At 47.1% G+C, this 20565-nt stretch carries 23 protein-coding genes; 11 read left to right on the top strand and 12 right to left on the bottom strand.

Translation table 11 applies throughout. The annotated features are described in order from the left end of the window. The 4 genes from tsaB to MJB10_RS22870 all read right to left on the bottom strand — a co-directional run bounded on the left by tsaB (position 1) and on the right by MJB10_RS22870 (position 1829). On the bottom strand, positions 1 to 819 hold the full coding sequence (gene tsaB / locus MJB10_RS22855; protein ID WP_314798890.1) for a tRNA (adenosine(37)-N6)-threonylcarbamoyltransferase complex dimerization subunit type 1 TsaB: 819 nt from the start codon (positions 817 to 819) through the stop codon (positions 1 to 3). After that, positions 816 to 1307: a tRNA (adenosine(37)-N6)-threonylcarbamoyltransferase complex ATPase subunit type 1 TsaE gene (gene tsaE / locus MJB10_RS22860; RefSeq protein WP_314798893.1), complete on the bottom strand. Its 492-nt coding sequence runs from the start codon at positions 1305 to 1307 to the stop codon at positions 816 to 818. The genes tsaB and tsaE overlap by 4 nt, the downstream gene beginning before the upstream one ends. A 157-nt stretch (positions 1308 to 1464) precedes the next feature. Further along, on the bottom strand, positions 1465 to 1647 hold the full coding sequence (locus tag MJB10_RS22865; protein WP_314798896.1) for an H-type small acid-soluble spore protein: 183 nt from the start codon (positions 1645 to 1647) through the stop codon (positions 1465 to 1467). After that, a complete protein-coding gene (locus tag MJB10_RS22870; protein ID WP_314798898.1) occupies positions 1644 to 1829 on the bottom strand; it encodes a hypothetical protein in 186 nt (61 codons plus the stop codon). The genes MJB10_RS22865 and MJB10_RS22870 overlap by 4 nt, the downstream gene beginning before the upstream one ends. 167 nt (positions 1830 to 1996) lie before the next feature. On the opposite strand from MJB10_RS22870, the gene ku reads away from it, so the two are divergent. Next, complete coding sequence (ku, locus tag MJB10_RS22875; protein ID WP_314798900.1) at positions 1997 to 2878, top strand: non-homologous end joining protein Ku; 882 nt, start codon at positions 1997 to 1999, stop codon at positions 2876 to 2878. A gap of 84 nt (positions 2879 to 2962) precedes the next feature. Here the strand turns inward: ku and MJB10_RS22880 are convergent, their stop codons facing one another. Continuing rightward, positions 2963 to 3910, bottom strand: a complete 948-nt coding sequence (locus MJB10_RS22880) for an ATP-dependent DNA ligase (protein ID WP_314798903.1) — start codon at positions 3908 to 3910, stop codon at positions 2963 to 2965. Between the two features lie 143 nt (positions 3911 to 4053). Beyond that, the gene (locus tag MJB10_RS22885) at positions 4054 to 4503 is read right to left on the bottom strand and encodes a hypothetical protein (protein ID WP_314798906.1); all 450 of its coding nucleotides are present in this window, start codon (positions 4501 to 4503) and stop codon (positions 4054 to 4056) included. 177 nt (positions 4504 to 4680) lie between these two features. Between MJB10_RS22885 and MJB10_RS22890 the strand changes: the two genes are divergently transcribed. After that, positions 4681 to 4920: a hypothetical protein gene (locus MJB10_RS22890; RefSeq protein ID WP_314798910.1), complete on the top strand. Its 240-nt coding sequence runs from the start codon at positions 4681 to 4683 to the stop codon at positions 4918 to 4920. 75 nt (positions 4921 to 4995) lie between these two features. On the opposite strand, the gene MJB10_RS22895 is transcribed toward MJB10_RS22890, so the two are convergent. Together MJB10_RS22895 and MJB10_RS22900 are read right to left on the bottom strand one after the other, a co-directional pair. Further along, positions 4996 to 5643 carry a hypothetical protein gene (locus MJB10_RS22895; protein WP_314798913.1) on the bottom strand — a complete coding sequence of 216 codons (648 nt, stop codon included), beginning with the start codon at positions 5641 to 5643 and terminating at the stop codon, positions 4996 to 4998. Between the two features lie 184 nt (positions 5644 to 5827). Beyond that, entirely contained in the window at positions 5828 to 6286 is a 459-nt protein-coding gene (locus tag MJB10_RS22900; protein ID WP_314798916.1) for a hypothetical protein, read from the bottom strand. 262 nt (positions 6287 to 6548) lie between these two features. Between MJB10_RS22900 and ligD the strand changes: the two genes are divergently transcribed. Next, positions 6549 to 7433 (top strand): non-homologous end-joining DNA ligase, encoded by an 885-nt coding sequence (ligD, locus tag MJB10_RS22905; protein WP_314798918.1) that lies wholly within the window; start codon positions 6549 to 6551, stop codon positions 7431 to 7433. Between the two features lie 23 nt (positions 7434 to 7456). Here the strand turns inward: ligD and cls are convergent, their stop codons facing one another. Next, a complete protein-coding gene (gene cls / locus MJB10_RS22910) occupies positions 7457 to 8869 on the bottom strand; it encodes a cardiolipin synthase (RefSeq protein WP_314798921.1) in 1413 nt (470 codons plus the stop codon). Positions 8870 to 9073: 204 nt separating this feature from the next. Between cls and MJB10_RS22915 the strand changes: the two genes are divergently transcribed. The 4 genes from MJB10_RS22915 to MJB10_RS22930 are packed head-to-tail and all read left to right on the top strand — an operon-like array spanning position 9074 to position 13582. Further along, positions 9074 to 10750, top strand: a complete 1677-nt coding sequence (locus MJB10_RS22915; protein WP_314798924.1) for a spore germination protein — start codon at positions 9074 to 9076, stop codon at positions 10748 to 10750. Further along, positions 10737 to 11909: a Ger(x)C family spore germination protein gene (locus MJB10_RS22920; RefSeq protein ID WP_314798927.1), complete on the top strand. Its 1173-nt coding sequence runs from the start codon at positions 10737 to 10739 to the stop codon at positions 11907 to 11909. The genes MJB10_RS22915 and MJB10_RS22920 overlap by 14 nt, the downstream gene beginning before the upstream one ends. Positions 11910 to 11912: 3 nt before the next feature. Beyond that, the gene (locus MJB10_RS22925) at positions 11913 to 12143 is read left to right on the top strand and encodes a hypothetical protein (RefSeq protein ID WP_314798929.1); all 231 of its coding nucleotides are present in this window, start codon (positions 11913 to 11915) and stop codon (positions 12141 to 12143) included. A 44-nt stretch (positions 12144 to 12187) separates the two neighbouring features. Further along, positions 12188 to 13582 carry a GerAB/ArcD/ProY family transporter gene (locus MJB10_RS22930; protein WP_314798932.1) on the top strand — a complete coding sequence of 465 codons (1395 nt, stop codon included), beginning with the start codon at positions 12188 to 12190 and terminating at the stop codon, positions 13580 to 13582. A 79-nt stretch (positions 13583 to 13661) separates the two neighbouring features. Here the strand turns inward: MJB10_RS22930 and MJB10_RS22935 are convergent, their stop codons facing one another. Further along, positions 13662 to 14753 carry a ParM/StbA family protein gene (locus tag MJB10_RS22935; protein ID WP_314798935.1) on the bottom strand — a complete coding sequence of 364 codons (1092 nt, stop codon included), beginning with the start codon at positions 14751 to 14753 and terminating at the stop codon, positions 13662 to 13664. Positions 14754 to 14948: 195 nt separating this feature from the next. On the opposite strand from MJB10_RS22935, the gene MJB10_RS22940 reads away from it, so the two are divergent. The 3 genes from MJB10_RS22940 to MJB10_RS22950 all read left to right on the top strand — a co-directional run bounded on the left by MJB10_RS22940 (position 14949) and on the right by MJB10_RS22950 (position 17260). Beyond that, a complete protein-coding gene (locus tag MJB10_RS22940) occupies positions 14949 to 15974 on the top strand; it encodes a M23 family metallopeptidase (protein ID WP_314798938.1) in 1026 nt (341 codons plus the stop codon). Position 15975: 1 nt separating this feature from the next. After that, positions 15976 to 16425, top strand: coding sequence for a bactofilin family protein (locus MJB10_RS22945; RefSeq protein ID WP_314798941.1), 450 nt, complete (start codon positions 15976 to 15978; stop codon positions 16423 to 16425). A gap of 94 nt (positions 16426 to 16519) precedes the next feature. Next, on the top strand, positions 16520 to 17260 hold the full coding sequence (locus MJB10_RS22950; protein ID WP_314798944.1) for an HAD family hydrolase: 741 nt from the start codon (positions 16520 to 16522) through the stop codon (positions 17258 to 17260). A 51-nt stretch (positions 17261 to 17311) separates the two neighbouring features. On the opposite strand, the gene MJB10_RS22955 is transcribed toward MJB10_RS22950, so the two are convergent. Both MJB10_RS22955 and MJB10_RS22960 read right to left on the bottom strand, forming a co-directional pair. Then, the gene (locus MJB10_RS22955; RefSeq protein WP_314798947.1) at positions 17312 to 18256 is read right to left on the bottom strand and encodes an ABC transporter permease; all 945 of its coding nucleotides are present in this window, start codon (positions 18254 to 18256) and stop codon (positions 17312 to 17314) included. Continuing rightward, positions 18240 to 19175 (bottom strand): ABC transporter ATP-binding protein, encoded by a 936-nt coding sequence (locus MJB10_RS22960; RefSeq protein ID WP_314798950.1) that lies wholly within the window; start codon positions 19173 to 19175, stop codon positions 18240 to 18242. The genes MJB10_RS22955 and MJB10_RS22960 overlap by 17 nt, the downstream gene beginning before the upstream one ends. A 162-nt stretch (positions 19176 to 19337) precedes the next feature. On the opposite strand from MJB10_RS22960, the gene MJB10_RS22965 reads away from it, so the two are divergent. Next, on the top strand, positions 19338 to 20540 hold the full coding sequence (locus MJB10_RS22965; protein WP_314798953.1) for a sensor histidine kinase: 1203 nt from the start codon (positions 19338 to 19340) through the stop codon (positions 20538 to 20540). Positions 20541 to 20565: the final 25 nt, after the last annotated feature.

The following is a 20565-nucleotide window of genomic DNA, read 5'->3' on the forward strand; positions in this document are numbered from 1 at the left end:
TCAAAGCTCCCCTTTCTTCGTCTGCAGACCCGAGAGTAGATTCGCTTCCGCTTCTGGCAGTCTTGTATAATTCGGCACAAAGGTATGAACGTCAGCCCTCTCTCCTCGAGCATATCTCGGATGAGCCAGCAGTCCAATATATTCAGCTTCGATGCCGTATGGAATCACACTAACCTGGCCTGTAAATTCACTTGCAAAACGCTCAAGCTCCGTTGCGAAGCCCGCTGTTTCACCAACGAACACGATGTGAGTTGGGGCTTCAGACGTGTTACTCTTAGCGAGAGTAAGCACCTGCTCTGTCCATGCACCGATGACCCGAATCCCGTCAGCCAGCACTTCCGTCCAACTTGCATCAGGCGCTCTGTCAGCTGTAATCGCGGTTGCCCCTTCGTAGCGATACACCGCTGTAAATGCTTGTTTACGCCGGCCGTCCATAAGTGGAATCACCCATGTGATCCCATCTGTCAGGTAGTCGTTCTTTACAGAACCACCTAAAGCCATTGCCTCTAAACTCGAAATACCAATTAGGTCTAATCCTAGTGACCAAGCAAATGTTTTCGCTACGGAAACTGCGATTCGAACCCCCGTATACGAACCTGGCCCTTGTCCGGCTGCGACGAAACGAAGGTCACGTGGCTTCATTCCTAACCGAGCTAATAAATCTTGAATGTGCGGCAGCAACCCAATGGAATGATTCCGCTCCGCATGGGAGCTAATCTCGCCAAGAAGGTGACCATTTTCCAAAATAGCCACGGTCATGGCTGATGTTGATGTGTCGATGGCTAGGCATCGACCTTGTTTCATTTCACGTTCTGTCATTGTAAATGTCCGTTCTCCTTCATGCGTGCGCACCAGTCCTCATACGGCGAGCCGTATGGCGTCAGGTGGAATACACGGGTTAGATCTCCCTCTTGGGTGATCGTGATACGCAGTCTATCCGGCGGCAGTAGGTCTTCAATTAAGCTTGACCACTCAATCAAAGTCACGCCCGCTCCGTAGAAATAATCCTCTAAGCCTAATTCATCGGCTTCCTCTTGCGAAATGCGATACATATCCATATGGTAGAAAGGGAGCTCGGCTCCCTCGTATTCTTTGATAATGGTGAACGTAGGCGAATTCACGTGTTCCGAAATCCCCATCGCCTTTGCAAAGCCTTGGGAGAATCTCGTTTTGCCCGCGCCTAAATCTCCGTCTAACGTGACAACCGTCCCTGGCCGCAAATAGGCAGCCAACAGACGTCCGAGTCGATCTGTATCTTCCTCATGCAGAGAATGAAACCTATACGTGGTAGTAGTCAGTGATCTCATCCCTTTCTTCCGTTTGCGCGTACTGTACCTATTATAGTCTTCGCCCCTAGGTGACAGCAACCTTCCGACCTAAATAACTCGCAGTACTCTCTTCGAAAAAAGCCCTCCCCGATTCAAAATCGGAGAAGGCTTTCTTGGGTTCCATCGAGCTGGAAGCTTATTGGACTTCTTCAAGCTCCTGCGCGGGAACGACGCGAGCGTCTGAGGGATTTTGTTCCGCATGAATTTTAACAAGACCTTTGCCAGAGTCCACACTGTCGATCCAGACGGCAACTCCGCTACATTCTACGTCAATCTTCTCTTCGGCAGCTAAAATTTCTTGAGCGCGGTGAACGTTCATGGCGCATCCATAACGGATTCCGGATGATCCATCGTATCCGTGGTGGAGTGGTCAATTAGACCATTGTGCATGGTGACATTGCCACCCCCAAGACCCTCATTGATCATGCGATCAATGTCCATGAAATGATCATCTTTACCTTCATTACTCGTGTCTTGCGACAAATCCGATTGAGATGCCATCCGTGAATCCCTCCTTAGTTCGCTTTTTTTTGGATTATGCAAATGCAGAGTTGCACTTATAACGTTTCCCATTGAGCTGCAAACCATTCTCGTAAATCGCTGCCGTATAAAGGCAGTTCATCAAGAGAATACTAGTACAATGACGTGAGTTGGGGAGGAAATTAACGATGCATACGGTGTGGAAAGGCGCGATTAGCTTCGGGCTTGTTCATGTGCCTGTTAAAATGTTTTCGGCCACGGAGGATAAGGATATCTCCATGCGCTATATTCACAAAACTTGTATTACACCGCTATCCTATGTGCGGAAATGCCAGACTTGCGAGAAAGAAGTAGAGTGGGAAGAGATCACGAAGGGCTATGAATACGAGCCTGGACGCTTCGTCCTTTTTGAAAAGGATGAGCTTGAAACGATCTCTGGCGAGACCAACAAAGAAATCAAAATTCTCGACTTCGTCAATTTGACGGATATTGATCCTGTTTATTTTCAAAAGACATACTACCTCGGCCCTGGCGACACTGGCGCTGGCGCGTACAATCTGCTGCTCGACTCGATGCGTCAAACGGGTAAAATCGGGATCGCTAAGGTGTCGATCCGCTCCAAAAGCTCATTAGCTGCGATTCGTGTCATCGAGAATTGTTTGGCGATGGAGACGATTTTCTATCCCGATGAAATTCGTCCAATTTCGCAAGTACCTAACCTGCCGGATAAGGTCGTCGTGAATGAACGAGAGATGGAAATGGCGAAAATGCTGATCAGTCAGCTCTCTACCCCTTTTGAGCCGGAGAAGTATCAGGATGAATATCGCGCTCGGTTACTGGAGGCCATCGACCACAAAGTTGCTGGCGAAGAGGTGCAGTCCTCACCTGAGGTGCAGAAGACAAGTATCGTTGATCTGATGGCGGCCCTGCAAGCGAGCTTGGATGCAACCAAAGCGCCAGAGGAGAAAGTCGTGCTGGGCGAAGATGCATCGTTAACGATGGAAAAGAGTGCAACGAAGAAACCCGCGGCGAAGCCTCGAGCGCGTAAGGCCAAGGAGCCCGTCACCTAGCATCGGTTCAAGTCCTGCTGAGCCCTATCCACATGTGGATGGGGCTTTTTGATGTGGGATAGAGATTGGATTGGTGGGGTGGCATCACCCCAACTGATCAAATGTACATCCAGCTAACGCCACCTGTGTGAACGCCTGTATACTCGGATGGCGCATCGTGCCGCCCGCGGTCCACTCCATGTATTGGATTTTGGCCGTAAATGTTGGTTTAATCCATATGGCTTCTTTACTCCGCTCCGGCTCATTCACAAATGGTTTCTGTGCAATCACGAGCGGCTCGACACGTGTAGTCAAATCGCGCCACTCCGCGCGGCTGAGCTTACCTGTTCCTGCATGTCCGATGTACATGAAGCGCCCCTCCCGATCAAACAGACCTAACAGGATAGCATTCACGATACCTGCGCGAAGCGTGACACCGCCGATGATCGCGTGGAGATCATGGAAGATTTTTTTCTTGATCCACCGCTTATCCTTTCCACCTAGCGCATAGGTAGTGTTCAGATCCTTCATGACCACTCCCTCCATACCGTGCTGCTTCATCACCTCATAGAGTTGATTGCCATCTGGCATATTAGGCGTAAGCTGGAATTGCGTGCTCGGTCGAATGACTTCATGCAAGACCTGCTGCCTGGCGGATAACGGCTGATCCAGCAGCCATTTGCCATTACACATGAGGATATCGAAAATCATATAAGTGACTGGCGTCTGAGCGATGGCGCGCTCAATACTTTGCTTCTTGCGAAGGGATTCACGCTTCATGATCTCGTGGAAGGTCGGTTTTATTCCATCAAACGCAATGATTTCCCCGTCCAAAATAACCGATTTCGCGGAACAATAGGACTGGATATCCAGCAGTTCGGGGTACTGTTCAGATCGCGCATGGCAGCGGCGGTTCCACAATTGAACCTCCTGCCCATCGTAATAGGTCAGCATGCGGACGCCATCCCATTTGATCTGGGCAACCCAATTCGGCCCTGTCGGCAGAGTTTCCAATTGAATCGGCTCGAACGGAACCACAGGTTTAACCTCCATAGCGGCATAGCCTCCTTTACCATGATTATAGCGTGCTAACTAGTCTTGCCATTGTGCGATCACGACAAACGATGGTTGGTACTGCCCAAAATTCTAAAAAGATGACCCCTGTTCAATACAGAGATCATCTTTGGTACAACTTATTATTTGGAGGTTTTCTTTTTTCTTGCACATCCACATTTCTTAATACGAATGATTTCCCGCAGCGGAATCGATGTTCGGAAGAAAATTTCTGATTGCCCTTGCTCTTGTGGGGGAGATATGGTACTCAGTTGAACAAAATCGGCAAAAATTCGAAGATTAAACCCTTTAATCACACCCAAAGTTTTGGTTCGAATAGCTACCCGACAGTTGCTCTTAAACGGTTGAATCTCTTTGCTAATTGCTACAATATTCGATATCTTAATTCTTCTTGTCGGAAACTCCCCACCGTCAGCAGATTCTGCAACGACGGTTGTTAAGCCTACTTTTGTGATCACGGAAAAAAATGCTTTTTTGTTTCTCTCATTTAGAAACAATTGATCGCCGATCGATGAAATGAGAAATTGTCGAAACGTAACTCGCTTAGGCTGAAAACGTTTGGAAAATGGCATACTCTCTCCTCCTCATAAACTAGAATTCAAGCTATTATATGAGGTAATAGTTTGTATTGATTGTACATTCGTCGTAATAGACACATATAGAGAAGATTTATATGTTTATACCGTTTCCATTTACGCTCAACCCGCATATCATATTCTATTCTAGTAGAAAAAAAGAGGTGGGAATAGATGAACGGTAAAAACAAAGTACAATGTCAAAGAAGAAAAGCTGAATGCCTAATACGCAAGGCAGAAGGAAACATGCTTCATGCAAGAAAAGAGGTTAAAACGGCAATAAAACAACTGCAAAGAGCCGCAATCCTTTTGCAGAGAACTGGAAATACTCGTAAAGCAGCTGAACTGAGGATAGCTATTCGAATATTTATCACGATCGATGACCTGATACCTAAGGGAATATCGTTTAATTAACTACTGATATAAACACAGATGAGCCACCAACACTATCTCGGGTGTATAGTTCTTCCTATACACCCCTTAACAATTTTATTTTCCCGGATTTCTCAACTTTATTTTCTTGAGAATCTTATGGTGATTCATTCTATGACGACAGCGCACTTTCATAATAAACGCTAATTTGAAAAAAGGATTCCTTATGTCAATAGGGCTTGATTGACCTACTTTGTTTGTATCAAATTTAAAATCATGGGAATGTACGCCGGTTAAATTTGTTGTAAAATCATGGAAATGCCCACCTGCCGGCTCAGTAGCATTAATAAATTTACTTCCTGGCGTTGTAGCTAGTGCGTCACCGCCAACTCTAAATAGTTGAAAACCTGTTCTTTCTGAAGTAAACGAATGACGATGATCGCCGATTTCTGTTGTCCTACCGAAGTGACTATGAAGCCCATCTGCTGTTGTTGTACCAGAACCTGTATGAGAATGACGCGCAAGCTGATCCACAGTCAACACAACGCTGTTTCGTCCGCCTTTTTTTCCAATTTCTGAAGTAGTACCAGTTCCTAATACAAACCGATCCCGTAAATCAGGAGTTCCTTTGGTTCCGTTACACAAACGCCAACCCTTTGGAATATTACGAATGGATCCACTCCACATCACAATAATTCCTCTCGGAATGACTTTATGGCGGCATTTTTTGCATTTGCTATGTTTTCGTCTAAAAAGAACACCCATTGAATAACTCACTCCCATTCAACTTGAATTAATTCTACTATATGTCTATCATAAAGCAATGGAACAGGCTGTTACCTGTATGATCACTAAAATAAACTGGAACCTAAAACTCCTACCAAAAGAAACACCGCTTATGAATATGAATAGGCGGTGTTTTTCCGATTGTCATTAAACAATCGTTCCTCTATGCATTCGATCGTTTCAAAAGGCCGCTAATGTCTTCTTCTTCAATTCTACCATCAGCATGGTAGGTAATCCTTTTCGCATAAAGCTTCTCCGTTGAAGATTCAATAGCGTTCTGAAGAGTGGAAAAGTGGTCGTTGCTTGGCTTCTTATGAGAACTATCAGAATTACAGCATGGAATAACTTTCACAAAATTCGGGGCGGTTGCAACAATAAAAATAAGTGAAATTAATGTACCTGTATTGTCAATTGCAAAAAATGTAAAAAATAAGCCATCCATCGACGAGCGCGACTGTGTATCTGCCAATATCAATGTATAAGCCCCTTTTACATTGTTTTCGAGGGTAACCCCTTTCCCTGAAGTTGTCAAATATTTGACACCATTCACTTCAAAACATTCTGGCGTATTGACGGTCTTGGAATTAAACAATTCAGGAATCGTAACGTGACTATGTTTCATCTTACATTTAGGGCAAATTCGAGCCAAAACGATTTGATCTGAACATCCCTTACATTCGCATTTCTTTCTAAGCCTGTCTGTGCGCATTACCATAGAATCACTTCCAATTTTATTAGGAATCTTACATTCATAGTAAATGCAACATTTTACTGATTGATAGGGACAAACAATACAGTATATTGGTATATTTCAATCTCCGTTTGAGAATCACCCCGCAAGGCAATAATTGAAACAACGACAATCGCTCAAGGAGGAGCGCCACATGGCCTACAAAACAGAAAAAGGCACCTTGCTGGTTGAAGGCAACGAGCTCACGATAACGAATCCGAACAAGCCGCTGTGGCCTGAACAAGGGATTACGAAAGCGGATTATTTGGCCAAATTATGCGAGCTCGCCCCTTATCTCCTGCGCTACTGCCGCAATCGGCATTTAACGACGATCCGATATCCGCATGGGTACGATGATAAGTCTTTTTATCAGAAAAACGCCCCCGACCCCGTACCCAGTTTCGTTAACTTGGCACCGCTCGATGGCATTCAATATGTGAATCTCGACTCCCTATCTACGCTCATCTGGCTGGGGAATTTGACATGCCTAGAGTTTCATCCGTCCTTCCATCACATCGGGGAAACGCTGCCTGCAGAATGGCTCATCGATATCGACCCTACGTTGGAGGAAGAGCCGCGCATCATGGAAGCTGCGCAGATTATCGGTGAAGTGCTCGATTCACTGCGCATACAATCTGTTCCTAAAACTTCTGGTGCCACAGGTGTACAAATTTACATCCCGATTCAGAGCGGTTATACGTTCGAGGAACTGCGGAAGATCGGTCATTTCATCGCAGCCTATGCGGTGAACAAACATCCGAAGCTGTTTACGATTGAACGATTCAAGAAGAATCGCGGGGATAAAATTTATATCGATTACCTCCAGCATTGGTACGGGAAAACGCTCTCTGCCCCTTACACGCCACGCGCTACGAAGGACGCCACAATCTCGACGCCGCTTCTGTGGAAGGAAGTCGAACTGCGGCCGCGACCGCGGGAGTTCAATCAATTAACCATAATGAATCGTTTACGGACTTACGGGGACTTAATCGATCGGGTAGCGCCTCAAAATTTAGATACAATTCTTAGTAAAATATAAGAGTAGTTCCATATGAAACTACTCTAGAATAAAGGCGATAATAAGCGGGCAATCCGCTCTTTTCTTTGCTCCCCACGAGACCTCTTCTCAAATTCGCTCAGCATCACCTCTGTGCTATCCTTCAAGTCCATCTGAAAGTCCGCTTCCAGCCGTTTCATGACGTTAAGATCAAACATCACTGCATTTAATTCGAAGTTACTGAAGAAGCTGCGCATATCCACATTTGCCGTTCCGACCGTTGCCATAATTTCATCGACTAGGATGATTTTGGCGTGAATGAACCCTTTCTGGTACCAGTAAAAACGCACACCCGCTTGCAGCAACTCATACAGGAATGACTTCGAAGCATATTGGACAATGCGCGAATCCGCCACATAGGGCAAGATCACACGCACATCAATGCCGCTAATCGCGGCTGATTTAAGTGCCATAATAATACTCGGATCGGGTATGAAATATGGCGTCGTTATCCAGATTCGCTGCTTCGCGGCGATTAATGCAGCGAAATACATTTCCTGAATCGCATCCCATCTCGCATCTGGACCGCTAGCAATCACTTGAACGGAAGAGACTTGCTGCACAGTATGTACTGGGTAGTAGCGACTCGCCTCAATGCTTTCACCGCTTACAAAATACCAGTCTGTAAGAAACGTGTTCTGCAGTTCATACACGGCATCCCCATGCAGCCTGACATGCGTATCTCGCCAGAAGCCCAGCTTCGGATTGCCGCCGACATACTCAGCACCGATATTAATCCCGCCAACAAAACCAACCAACCCATCCACGACGACAATTTTACGATGGTTCCGATAGTTGATTCTTTGATCAAAAAAAGCGATCAAGGGCTTTAAGAAGGGATATACCGCAATCCCCGCTTTTTGCAATGAACGAATGTACGACTTGGTAAGGGTGTGACTCCCCATGCCATCGTAAATGACTCGAACAGCCACGCCTTCCTTCGCTTTGCGAATGAGCGCCTCTTGAAATCGCTTGCCGATGGCATCGTCCCGAATCGTATAAAATTCGAAGTGAATGTGATCTGTTGCTCTTCCAATCTCTTGCAGCATCGCCTCGTAAGTAACATCCGCATTTGTCAGGACTTCAACCTGATTATGCTCGGTTATCGGAGCTTCTGGAACGTGTCGGAGCCAGTCCCGCAGCCGCGGATTATCAGGAAGCCAGTGATCGCTTTCTTTTGACCCAGCTAACTGCTCCTGCCCCTTCGGCCACACACCCGCTACACGCTGCCCACGATGAACCTTCTTCCGTCTCACATATTCCCGCGCAATGAAATAATACATAACAAATCCGATGATTGGAAAAATAAACAAAATACTGAGCCAAGCAACCGACTTAGCAGGCCGCCTATATTCGCTAATTAGAATCGTAGCCGCTTGGAAAATGAATAACAACAATATCATAACGAGCCAAATCACAAGTAACATCCCCTATCCTGCATTTTCATGCTGTGATAGCTTTTGCCAATGCTTCTAGTGCTATACCCACGAGGTAATACGGCGCAGTAATAATTAAATTTTTCCAACTTTCGTAATAAAATCCTGCACTTTCGCAGAATATAATCTACGCATTCCTATCTTTATTCAGCTCGACTGGGAAGTCTTGGAAGGAGGAGCTCTTCGATGGCGAAAACACCGAATGATTTCATGAAACGCTTATTGCATAAACGACCCGCTGCGTCGGCCAATGGAGCCAATCCTCCTTCTGAGTTGGATCAAGCGCTGGATTACCCGTTTATTGAAAACTTGAAACATACGAAGCTCTCGCTTCTTCTGGATACTAATCATGCCTTTCTGAAGGACATCTTCCAAGAATGCTCGGATGTAGTTGTCCGCGAATTTGAAATCGATCCGCACATTCCTGCGCTGCTTCTTTTCGTTGACGGACTAACGAATACCCAGCTGTTGAATGATACGATGAAATCGCTCATGCTCATCGGCGGCGGGGAAACATCCATCGACCGGATTGCGAATCTCATTCTTCCTGTTTCGCAAACGCAGATATCCGATAATTACGGCGATCTGCTCACTTCCGTGCTAGGCGGTGACGTTGCCTTGCTTGTCGAAGGCAATGCGAAAGCTGTACTGCTCGGAATTCGTGGAACAGAGAAACGTTCCGTCGGTGAGCCTGAGACTGAAACAGTCGTGCGCGGACCTAAAGAAGGCTTCGTTGAAAGCATTCGAACGAATACGTCCATGATCCGCCGCAAGTTGAAGACGCCGAGGCTCAAGATGAAATCGATGTGCGTCGGCAAAGAGAGCAATACGAATCTAGTTGTCTGCTATATGGAAGACTTGGCGATGCCGTCCCTTGTCGAGGAAGTGGTGAAGCGTATTGAGCTCATCAAGATCGATGCCATTTTGGAATCGGGAATGCTCGAAGAGCTCATTCAAGACGACGCGTACTCACCGTTTCCACAGATGCAATATACGGAACGTCCTGATGTCATTGCGGCTGCGCTCCTGCAAGGACGTGTTGCTATTTTGACGGATGGAACACCATTTGTGCTGATCGCGCCTTTCGTCTTCGTTCAAATTATGCAAACGAGCGAAGACTACTACGAACGCTTTCAGATTAGCTCGTTCTTACGCCTGCTCCGCTACGTCTTCATGTTTCTCTCGTTAACAACGCCGGCGCTCTATGTGGCGATTACGACCTATCATCAAGACTTGCTGCCAACGACGTTGATGCTCAGTGTTGCCGCATCGCGCGAAGCGATTCCATTCCCTTCCGTTGTGGAAGCTTTCATCATGGAAATAACGTTCGAAGCCTTGCGCGAAGCAGGGATCCGACTGCCGAAAGCCGTCGGATCTGCCGTCTCCATTCTTGGCGCGCTTGTGGTTGGACAAGCAGCTGTTCAAGCAGGGATTGTCTCTGCACCGATGGTTATCGTCGTTTCCATTACAGGTATCGCATCGTTTACGATTCCTCGGTTTAACGGAGCGATCGCGATTCGCATGCTGCGTTTCCCTTTTTTAATCGCGGGATCCCTCTTCGGATTCTTCGGTATCTTATTCTCGCTCATGGTCTTGATGGGGCACATGGCGAATCTGCGCTCGTTCGGGGTCCCTTATTTATCACCTGTCGGCCCATTATCCTCCAGCGATATGAAAGATGTCCTTGTACGTGCGCCTCTCTGGCTCAATCGGAAACGGCCCGAATTTATGGCGATTCAAGATGGGATCTCCTTGGACAATAAACTTCCAGATCAAATCCTGAAAGAAGGGGGCCTTAACGGCAGTACCATTGAGCATGAACACAAAGCCAGTCAGGAGGAGCAATCGAATGGGTCTTCTTAGACGACGTCTCTCACTTCCTTTGACCCTACTACTCACAGCAACGCTGCTTACAGGTTGTTGGGATCGTACAGAAACCAACGATGTTGCCTTTGTTCTTACCTCTTCGGCCGACTTGGAAGATGACGGCAGGTACCGCGTAGCCTATATGTTTCCTCTTCCAGGCAGTATGGGCGGCGCCAGCGGCGGAGGCGGCGGTACGGGAGGCAGCAAGAGCTATTACATCGATTCGGAGGTAGGAATGACTTTTCGCGATGCGGTAGGTAAACTTCAAAAGCGGACGGCGAGGCGTATCTTTCTAGCCCATCGAAGAACGATCGTTATTGGTGAGAAACTAGCTAAATCAGGGATTAACTCCATCTTCGATGCCCTCCCACGTTCGCCAGAGAATCGGATGACTACCTTTCTAGTCGCTACGAAAGGCAAGGGATATGACCTTCTAAATACAGAACCAAGGTTCGAACGATTTCCTGCAGAAGTGATTCGCGAGTTGGCTAAATCCAGACAATCCCTGCCAACATCTACGAAAGAAATTGGTCTTACGTTAAGTTTCAAAAGTGATCCGATTATGAGTTATATTGAACCAGCAGAGGGACAAGCAGCTACGAACCCATCGAAAGAAATGCAGCTGACTGGCTATGTACAATTCAAAAGCGACCGCATGGTGGGGCTCTATAAGAAACAAGAAGCGAATGGACTGATGTGGCTGCTCAATCAAGTGAAACAGCAGCAGTTCACTTTTCCAGCTTCGGACGATAAATTGATTACGATTGCTGTCCATGGCGGAAGATCAAAGATCACGCCAAAACTACATGACGATAAAATTACTTTCAATGTAGACGCAGAAGCACAAGGCATTGTTGTAGAAGACCACTCGAATGAGGATCTATACCGCGCCGAAATTCTTCGTACGATCGAAGATAAGTTCGCAGAGCAAGTTAAAAATGCCATAGTAGCTTCGATTAAACAGATGCAAAAGGAAGGTACGGATTCAGCACAACTCGGACTTAAAGTCTGGCGCTCGTATCCGAAAAAGTGGAAAGAAAAGTTCGAAGGTGATTGGGAGCATTATTTTAAAGAAGCGGAGTTCCATATTGTCGTCAAAGCTTCCATTCCCAACACAGGCGTCATTAATCGCAATGTGACGACAGAAGGGATGTAGCCCATGAATCCTATTTTCATGATCTTATTTCTCCTCATCGTTGCAGGCACCTGCCTCATCGATCGCAGCATGCTGCGAATGGCAAGAGCGGGCAACAAGTTCATCTATGGGCTGACCGTTTGTTTGATCCTTGTTATATTTTTCTGTGAATATTTTCAAGTACATATACCCATGCCAACTTATTTTTTCATCCGAGTAGTGACTCCTTGGTTCGCGCGTGTTCTTGGCATTTAATTAGAAAGGCGGTGATCTTCATCGATACGAAGCAAGTCATAAACATGCGTCAGCTCTCCTGGTTGACCTCATCCGTTGTCACGAGCGGAGGTATCCTCACGTTACAGAATGTATTAGTTCGAATTAATCAAATGGATGCCTGGTTCTCCTACTTGCTTTCGATTTTCTATGTGTTTTTGATCGCCGCCTTTTTTGGCTATCTGGTCAAACTGTTTCCTGGACACCATATATTCGAAATTACCAAGTTACTGCTGGGGAAATGGGCGGGTACCGCTGTCAATTTATTGATTCTTTTTCACTTCTGGCAAATAAAAATTCGAGATATTTCCTCTATATCAAGGTTTAATACAACGCTCTTGCTGCGCGTAACACCACTCGAAATACTCATTTTACTTACCTGTGTCCTGCTGATGTATTTTGGCAAATCGAGTGTTGAGGTCATCGCACGTGTGAACGACTTATTTTATCCGCTCTTTGTTTGTACTGTTATGATCATGCCATTACTTCTTTCTAACGAAATCCAACTGCGGCTTCTTACGCCAGCCATGACGATGCCCATTCAGCATTGGTTTGCCAGCTCCATCCTGACGATCGGAAGCGCAGGCGATATCTTCATTCTGGGTGCGTTTCTTCATCTGCTTAGTAATGCTAAACATGTGCGATCTGCGATTCGGCACGGCTCGTTGCTTGGATTTTTCCTGCTTACACTCATTTTATTCTTAATTATCGCAGTTCTCGGTCCAATGATGCCTGCCAATTTTTCTTATCCGACTTATAATCTGGTTCAAATGATTCACGTAACTGACTTTCTCGATCGCGTAGATCTCATTATGCTGATGATTTGGTTTCCAACGATTACTTGTAAACACATCGCGATATATCTTGCTTTCTTAATCGGCATAAGCTCCCTGGTTAATGATCGCAACTATCCTGTTATTAATAAACCAATCGCGTTGTTGATCACATTAAGTGCAATTCTTTCATTTAAAAGCACCACAGAGCTGCTCGCTTTCTCTAACTTCGCTTCTCCCGTCATTGTCCTTGCCTATCAACCTCTGCTCATGCTGGTTCTTGTCATCGCAGGGCTATTGAAACAACGCAAGGCTGCAGCTAACAATGCATCCGATGCGACTTCTGCGCCAACAGACAATGGAGGGCTAGGGATTACAGGAAGCCAAGGGACTTCAGGAACTGCAAACAATCAGCATAAGACGGGACAGCTATCTAGCCGCTTATCGTTTACCCAATGGTTATGGTCGGGAAATGTACTGCTCATTCTCTGCGTAGTCTGTGTGCTCACTGGGCTGATGTTTGGCATGTCATTACCATGGATGGGCAAGCTTTGTGCGATGTGCTTTTGCGTGTGTCTACTCTTAAGCACCGCCACGACGTACATGGAATTGACAAAGCTGAAGCAAGTTAAATCTGGAAATGAATAGTATATTTGATTAATTTTGTATTGGAGGAATGCTTATAAAACTGAAAAAAAGCACCCGCTTGTGCAGGTGCTTCTCAACACTAAACAGGTACTGACTGGTTTAATCGGCTTTTTGCTACTTTCAAGTAGCCATTCACATTCAAGTATTCGCTGTCGTTCGTAAACCGCAGTTTCATCGCACCCGCTGCATCCTGTATGTACGGTTTCAGCGCGGAAGCCCCGCCGCCAATCACATAGAAGCATTGGATGTCTGGGCATTTGCGCCAGCGTTTCTTGATCATCTCGACCATGCGCACTGCTGCGCGGCGGAAATGCTGATCCACGATCGGCCGAATATCGACTTGGCCTTCACCAGGCAATTGAATCGTGAATTGACGATTCTTCACGCGTTGCGCGAGCTTCGCTCGGCTTGGGAACAGATGGCCGTAGGCATCTTCCACATCACGGATGATGGCATCCAGATACATCGCCATCCCGATTTGCTCGCCATGGCTGAAATGGTTATCGATCGCCATGCGCTTAATCACAGGGAAATCTGTCGTCAACGCGCCGATTTCGCATACACCAATACAGCCGTTGTAGATTTCTTCGTCTTTCACCTGCAGGCTGTCATGCGTAGCCAGATGGAATACCGCCGCCGCACCTTCAATGGAGACGGCAACCTTGCGGATCGATACTTTTATTTTGCGATTATGGAATTGCGGTGTAGATAGAAACGTTACTTCGTGCTCACCGAGCAGTCTGTGCTCGAAGGTTTGACTGTATTTGGGGAAGGAACGCACAGGCAAGCCAGTTCCAAGTGTGTATTCCACTTCATCCACGTTGCCGTAGCCAGGGTTAGCCGCTTGATTCGTAAGGCCCTGATAAGCAAGTGCAGTTAAAGCAACAACAAGAGATTGATCCGATAGCGCTTTATTGTCCGTGTCTTCCAGCTCCAGATTATCTTCGTGCTCCAGCGCAAGCTGCCCGACGAAATATCTCTGATTCCGTTGAGAAAGACTCGGACTGTAGATGACGACATCCAATGCTTTCAATGGAGAATCTTCTTCTTGCAAAATATGTCTTTCGTAGCCAGGCGCAATAATATTCGGAATCACGAGCGGTTCTCTAGACCCATCCATTACCAATTTAATACTATCGTTCCCTATATCAATTCCTGCAAGCTTAATCATGTGTGCCTCCACTCCAAATCTACAGCGTTTCTGTAATTGTGTAAGTAGATTCGATTTGATCCGACAGGATTCCTTCCTACTTTAGACTCATTTTCCTAGGACTAGTAGTCAGGAAGGCAGGTTTTTATCACAAAATGACGAATAATGTACAGACCTTTACCAAAATCAACCACGACAGGAGATTAACTAGCCGTTATGAAGTTTAAGTGGAAACCCAAGAAACTGACACTGGTTATCATTCCTGATGCTAATCAAGCGGTCGTCAGGTTTCGCATTCCCCATCTATTTGCCTATCTCGCTGCAGCGTGCTTATCCATGCTGTTGCTGATTTCTATAACGATTTATATGATGCACGCCCACTCGTTGAAACAGGCGAATGACTTAGCCTCCAAGCTAAGCGGCGCTAATGAACAATGGAGCGCAACATTAACGTCCAAAGATGCAGCCATCCAGAAGCTGCAGAACGAAGTGATTCAGCTCTCCCAACAAGCTGAACAGATGAAATCGAAAGTCGAAGAAGTTAAAAAGCTCGAAAGCGACCTCAAATCGATCGCAGGCATCGATCCTGAGCCAAGTAACACGGCTGTAGCGAGCTCATCCGCTAGAAAGGATGACCAACAGCCGACCGATGCAAATGAAGCTTCTACCGGAATGGGGGGAAGTCCTAATCCCCTTTCGGATGAAATGATTCTGAAGCTGGGCCAGCAAACGTTGGCTTCCCTTAACGAGCTGGACGGTCAAGTCCAGGAGCTTCAGACGAATTTGACAGCAACGAAAGAGAAAGTCGCCACGAAGCAGCAGCAACTGCGGATTACACCAACGCTGTGGCCAACGAGCACGAAGGTGGTTACCTCCCCTTTCGGCTATCGCTCGGACCCTTTTACCAAGATTCCCAGCTATCATTCTGGCATTGATTTCGGCGCCCACGAGAACGATCCCGTCTACGCCACGGCAGATGGCAAAGTCGTCTCAACAGGCAAAGACATATACCACGGCAACAACATTGTGATTGAGCATTCCAAGGGCTTGCGCACCTGGTACATGCATTTAAATAAAATTCTTGTGAACAAAGGCGATTCCGTTGAAAAAGGCAATACCATCGGCTTAGTCGGATCCACAGGACGCAGTACGGGTGCACATCTTCATTACGAGGTTCTCAAAAACGGAGAAAGCGTGGATCCCAAACCTTATCTAAAATCGCTTCGAAAGGATGACAACTAGCATGTTCAAAAAAGGCAGAAATCTCATGAATCCGAATACGACCGATACGTTGATTGGGGAGGGAACGATCTTCGAGGGTCGAATCAAATCCGAAGCCAGCATCCGCATTGAAGGCGGCATTACGGGGGATATCGATTGCGCAGGTGACGTTATCATCGGCGAGCACGGTGTGGTCAAATCGAACATTGCCGCTCGCGATGTCGTTCTAGCTGGCAGCGTGCATGGCAACATCACCACCAAAGGCAAGCTGACAATCACGTCCACGGGTTCCCTTCACGGCAATATTAGCGCAGCTTCCTTCATCATCGAAGAAGGCGGCGTGTTCCAAGGCAGCAGCAAAATGGAAACGAATGGTCCAGTGGCCGTTCCTGTGCCTAACAAAGAACCAGAGACGAATCAACCTGTTGCCGCGCCTGAACCGATCTACAAGGGTACGACCATCGCGATGTAATGAGGGTACATCTAGGCTTCACATTCAGCCTCGTGGTATACTGTTGGAAAATGACACTCATTTCATTTCTTACAGATGCAGGAGACAGGTAACCATGAGAGAACAAACTATCCTATTCGATCTTGATGATACATTAGTGCATTGCAATAAATATTTTGACTTTGTCATCGACCAATTCGTTGACTTGATGTTGACTTGGTATGCGGGCCACAACCTCAAACAGGAAGATATTCGGCAGAAGCAGCAGCAAATCGACTTGGCTGGCATTCATATTCATGGCTTCAAGCCAGAGCGGTTCCCACAGTCGTTCGTGGAAACGTACCAATGGTTCGCGCAGCACTATAACCGGCCTGTCAGCCACAAAGAACAGGACTGGCTCATGCAGCTCGGCCATACGGTTTATTCCTACACGGTTGAGCCTTATCCGCTCATGAATGAAACCTTGCAGGAATTGAAAGATGCTGGGCATCGACTATTCCTGTACACGGGCGGCGATGTCTCGATTCAGAAGAAGAAAATCAAGGATGTTGGTCTTGATCTATTCTTCCAGGATCGGATCTTCGTGACCGTTCACAAGACCAAGGCGTTCATGAACACGCTGATGCATGAGCAGCAATTTCAACGTGAGCATACCTGGATGATCGGGAACTCGATCACCACGGATGTGCTGCCAGCCTTGCATGCGGGTATCCATGCCATCCACATTCCCGTTGCAGAAGATTGGATATTCAACCAAGGGACCATCGATATTGCGCCGAAAGGCGCCTTTTATCAGCTGCCTTCATTGCAGGAAGTGCCTGAAGCTATTGAGGGATATCTACAGAAATCCATGTAATTGAAAAACGATCCTACCGCTCACTGGAGCTGGCAGGATCGTCTTTTTATTTTAAGCGGCAATATCGCGTCTTCGGAATATTTCCCAGGAAAGTACATTGAACAACAGGAAGTAGAACAGGAGCACCGTGATCGAGAAGCCCATGGTCATGCCTTCAGCCAGCGGTTGATCTTCGAGATATTGGGTGAGATCCGTATTGGCGAATAGGAAGTACTTGCCCCACGAATAGCGCAGGAACAATAGCGTAATGACATTCCCTGCAAACATGATGAAAATACTCAATCCAATCGCCAGTGAAGCACTGCGGAACACAGTTGAAATCATAAAAGCCAGTGTGACGATCATCACAAGCTCGACTAATTTTAAACCATAGGTTGCAAGTACATGGAACAACATGGAGGCTTCCTTCACCTCACCCGCTGCGTTCACAGTCAGATGCGGCAGACCCAAACGTCCGAACCCATACAGAATCCCATTGACGATCAAGGCCGTAATAAACAGGAGCACCAGAAACGCTGCTGAGAACATCAGGGTTGTCACATACTTCGACAAAAGGATTTTCGACCGGCTGGCGGGACGAATGAGCAGCAGCTTGATCGTTCCCCAAGTGAACTCACTGGCCACCATATCACCTGCAATAATAACCGTAAATAAAGTCAAAACGACAACCAAGCCTGCCGCTGTGAGCATCCCGCCCCATAACGTGTTATCCATCGGCGGATAGTCATGATCCAGCATGTACTGCTGCATCGCGTTGTCTTCACGCATCTGCTTTTTGAACTTTTCGGGAATGTCTGGATTCGTCAGCTCCGTTTTATTATGGGCGATCGTTTCGGCCGCTCTCGTTTTCCAGTTATCGTTCACATGATCGTTCGAGTGGGACAGGATCCCTGTCAGAACGGTAATAACAACTAAGAGGAGAGCGAGAATCAGGGTGCGCAGTCTGCGATATATTTTCATATGCTCATTGCGAATGAGATTAAACAATCGATTCACTTCCCGTCACCTCTAAAAATTGATCTTCCAACGTTTTCGTCGACTTGCGAATCCCGTACACCGCAATTCCCGCTTCAACGAAGCGGCGGTTCCATGCTGCGATTTCCTGCTTGTCCACGCTCATCACAAGGCTGTCTTCAATGATTTCAACAGAGAGGCCTTGTTGTTGTGCCAATTGCTGCGCTTGTACAGGCGCATCCACTTCAAACAGCACCCGCTGCTTAGCGCCCTCCTGCGTGTATTCCTTGATGAGTCGGACGTCGACGAGACGGCCGTTCTGAATGATCGCTACGCGGTCACACATCAGCTCCATCTCTGCTAACAGATGCGACGAGACGATGACGGATATCCCTTCATCCCGCGTCAACTTGCGCAAATGATCCCGCAGCTCACGGATGCCCGCTGGATCCAGTCCATTCGTGGGCTCGTCTAGAATAAGAACCGAAGGCTTATGTAAAAGTGCTTGTGCGATGCCTAATCGTTGGCGCATCCCAAGCGAATACGTTTTCACCTTATCGTGAATGCGATTGCTCATCCCGACAAGATCGATCACTTCTTGAATCCGCTCTTCGCCAATGCCTGGCAGCATTCGGGCATAATGAACCAAATTGTTATATCCACTTAGAAATTTGTACATTTCGGGGTTCTCAACAATCGCGCCGACATGGCGAATCGCCTGCTCAAAATGCGTTCGAATGGAGTATCCGCCAATACGGATATCTCCTACCGAAATCGACATAAGTCCAACCATCATGCGGATGGTTGTCGTTTTGCCTGCACCGTTCGGCCCGAGAAAACCAAATACTTCGCCGCGCGGGACTTGGAAGCTGAGCTTATCAATAATCGTTTTGGAACCGATGCGTTTCGAAATCGAGTCAACCTCTACAATGGGAGCGTGCTTATCTGGTAACGCTGACATGCGTCGTAGTCCCCTCTCATTTTTATCCAGTATCATCCAATTTTAACTTAACTCCTAAGCCATGACTAGTATTACTTCAATCATATGACTGCGCTCACTATAGCTTTTTGCCAATATTATGTACAATGGGAACTAAGATCTGTTATCCAAAGGAGCTGCAACATGATCCAACGAAGACCGTGGCACGGGGTTGAATGGTCCTTGTTTATCGTTCTGACAGGCGCTGCGCTGCTTGGTTTACTATATGGCTGCCTGCATGTCGCTGAACAACCCTTCTCCCACATCCTGTTAACGATATTGGCGATTTTACTTTCTTACGGGGTTCCCTTTTTATTCTGGCGACCTTACTATGTCAACACAACGTGCTATCCGATCGCAGTCCTGCTCACGGGCATTCCCTTGCAAATTTACTTGGCTTGGATGGAGCAAGACGCGCTACTTACCATTAATTGCCCAATTATGGTCATCGGATTCCTCACCGATCGAAAAAATGCCTGGTGGACCGCTCCCATCTTCATGCTGGGGATGCCTGTGGCTTATTTTTTCCTCCTGCATAGCGGGATGGGGGTCGGGCAATTATTTAGTTTCATTTTGAATGCCGTCCTCTTCTTCGCGATCGGTCTTAGCTTGCAGCGGGTCGTCACCTCGAACGAGCACACCGAGAAACTGCTGGAAGAGAACCAACGACAATACCATCTGATTCATGAGCAAAATAACGTCCTCGAGCAATACGCCAATCAGATCGAACAGCTGACATTGGTGGAAGAACGAAATCGTATGGCGCGCGAGCTGCACGATACGGTGGGGCATACCTTTACTTCCGTTATCATGGGGATGGATGCGGTGTCGTATCTCATCGAAGTGTCACCAGAGAAGGCGAAGGAGAAGCTCGATGTGCTGCGTGGCGTGACCCGAGCTGGTCTAGAGGAAGTACGTCGCAGTATTCACCAAATGGTTCCGCAAGAGGGCGACGTGCTGCTCTCCCATCAGCTGTCCCACCTCGCCAATGAGTTCGCCCTGCACACAGGAACACACATTGAATTCACGACCGTCAGCGAAGAATTCGACATTCCGAAACTGACGAAGCTTTCGCTCATTCGCTGCCTGCAGGAGTCCTTGACGAATGCCAAGCGCCATGGCAAAGCGTCTTCCATTCAAATCGTGCTAACCTATGCGGACGATCAAGTCAGTCTTCGCGTTGAAGATGATGGCGTTGGAACCTCTGATCTCAAAGTCGGCTTCGGCATTAATGCCATGCAGGAACGGATTTCTGCGCTGCAAGGCATGCTGTCTGTCCATTCCTTGTCTGAGCAAGGCACGGTCGTTCATTGCACGATTCCAGTCAAAAGATTACCATCATTCTAATCCAATCGCTTTAAGGAGGACCCGC

This window comes from Paenibacillus sp. MBLB1832 (assembly GCF_032271945.1).
Lineage (GTDB): Bacteria > Bacillota > Bacilli > Paenibacillales > NBRC-103111 > Paenibacillus_E > Paenibacillus_E roseopurpureus.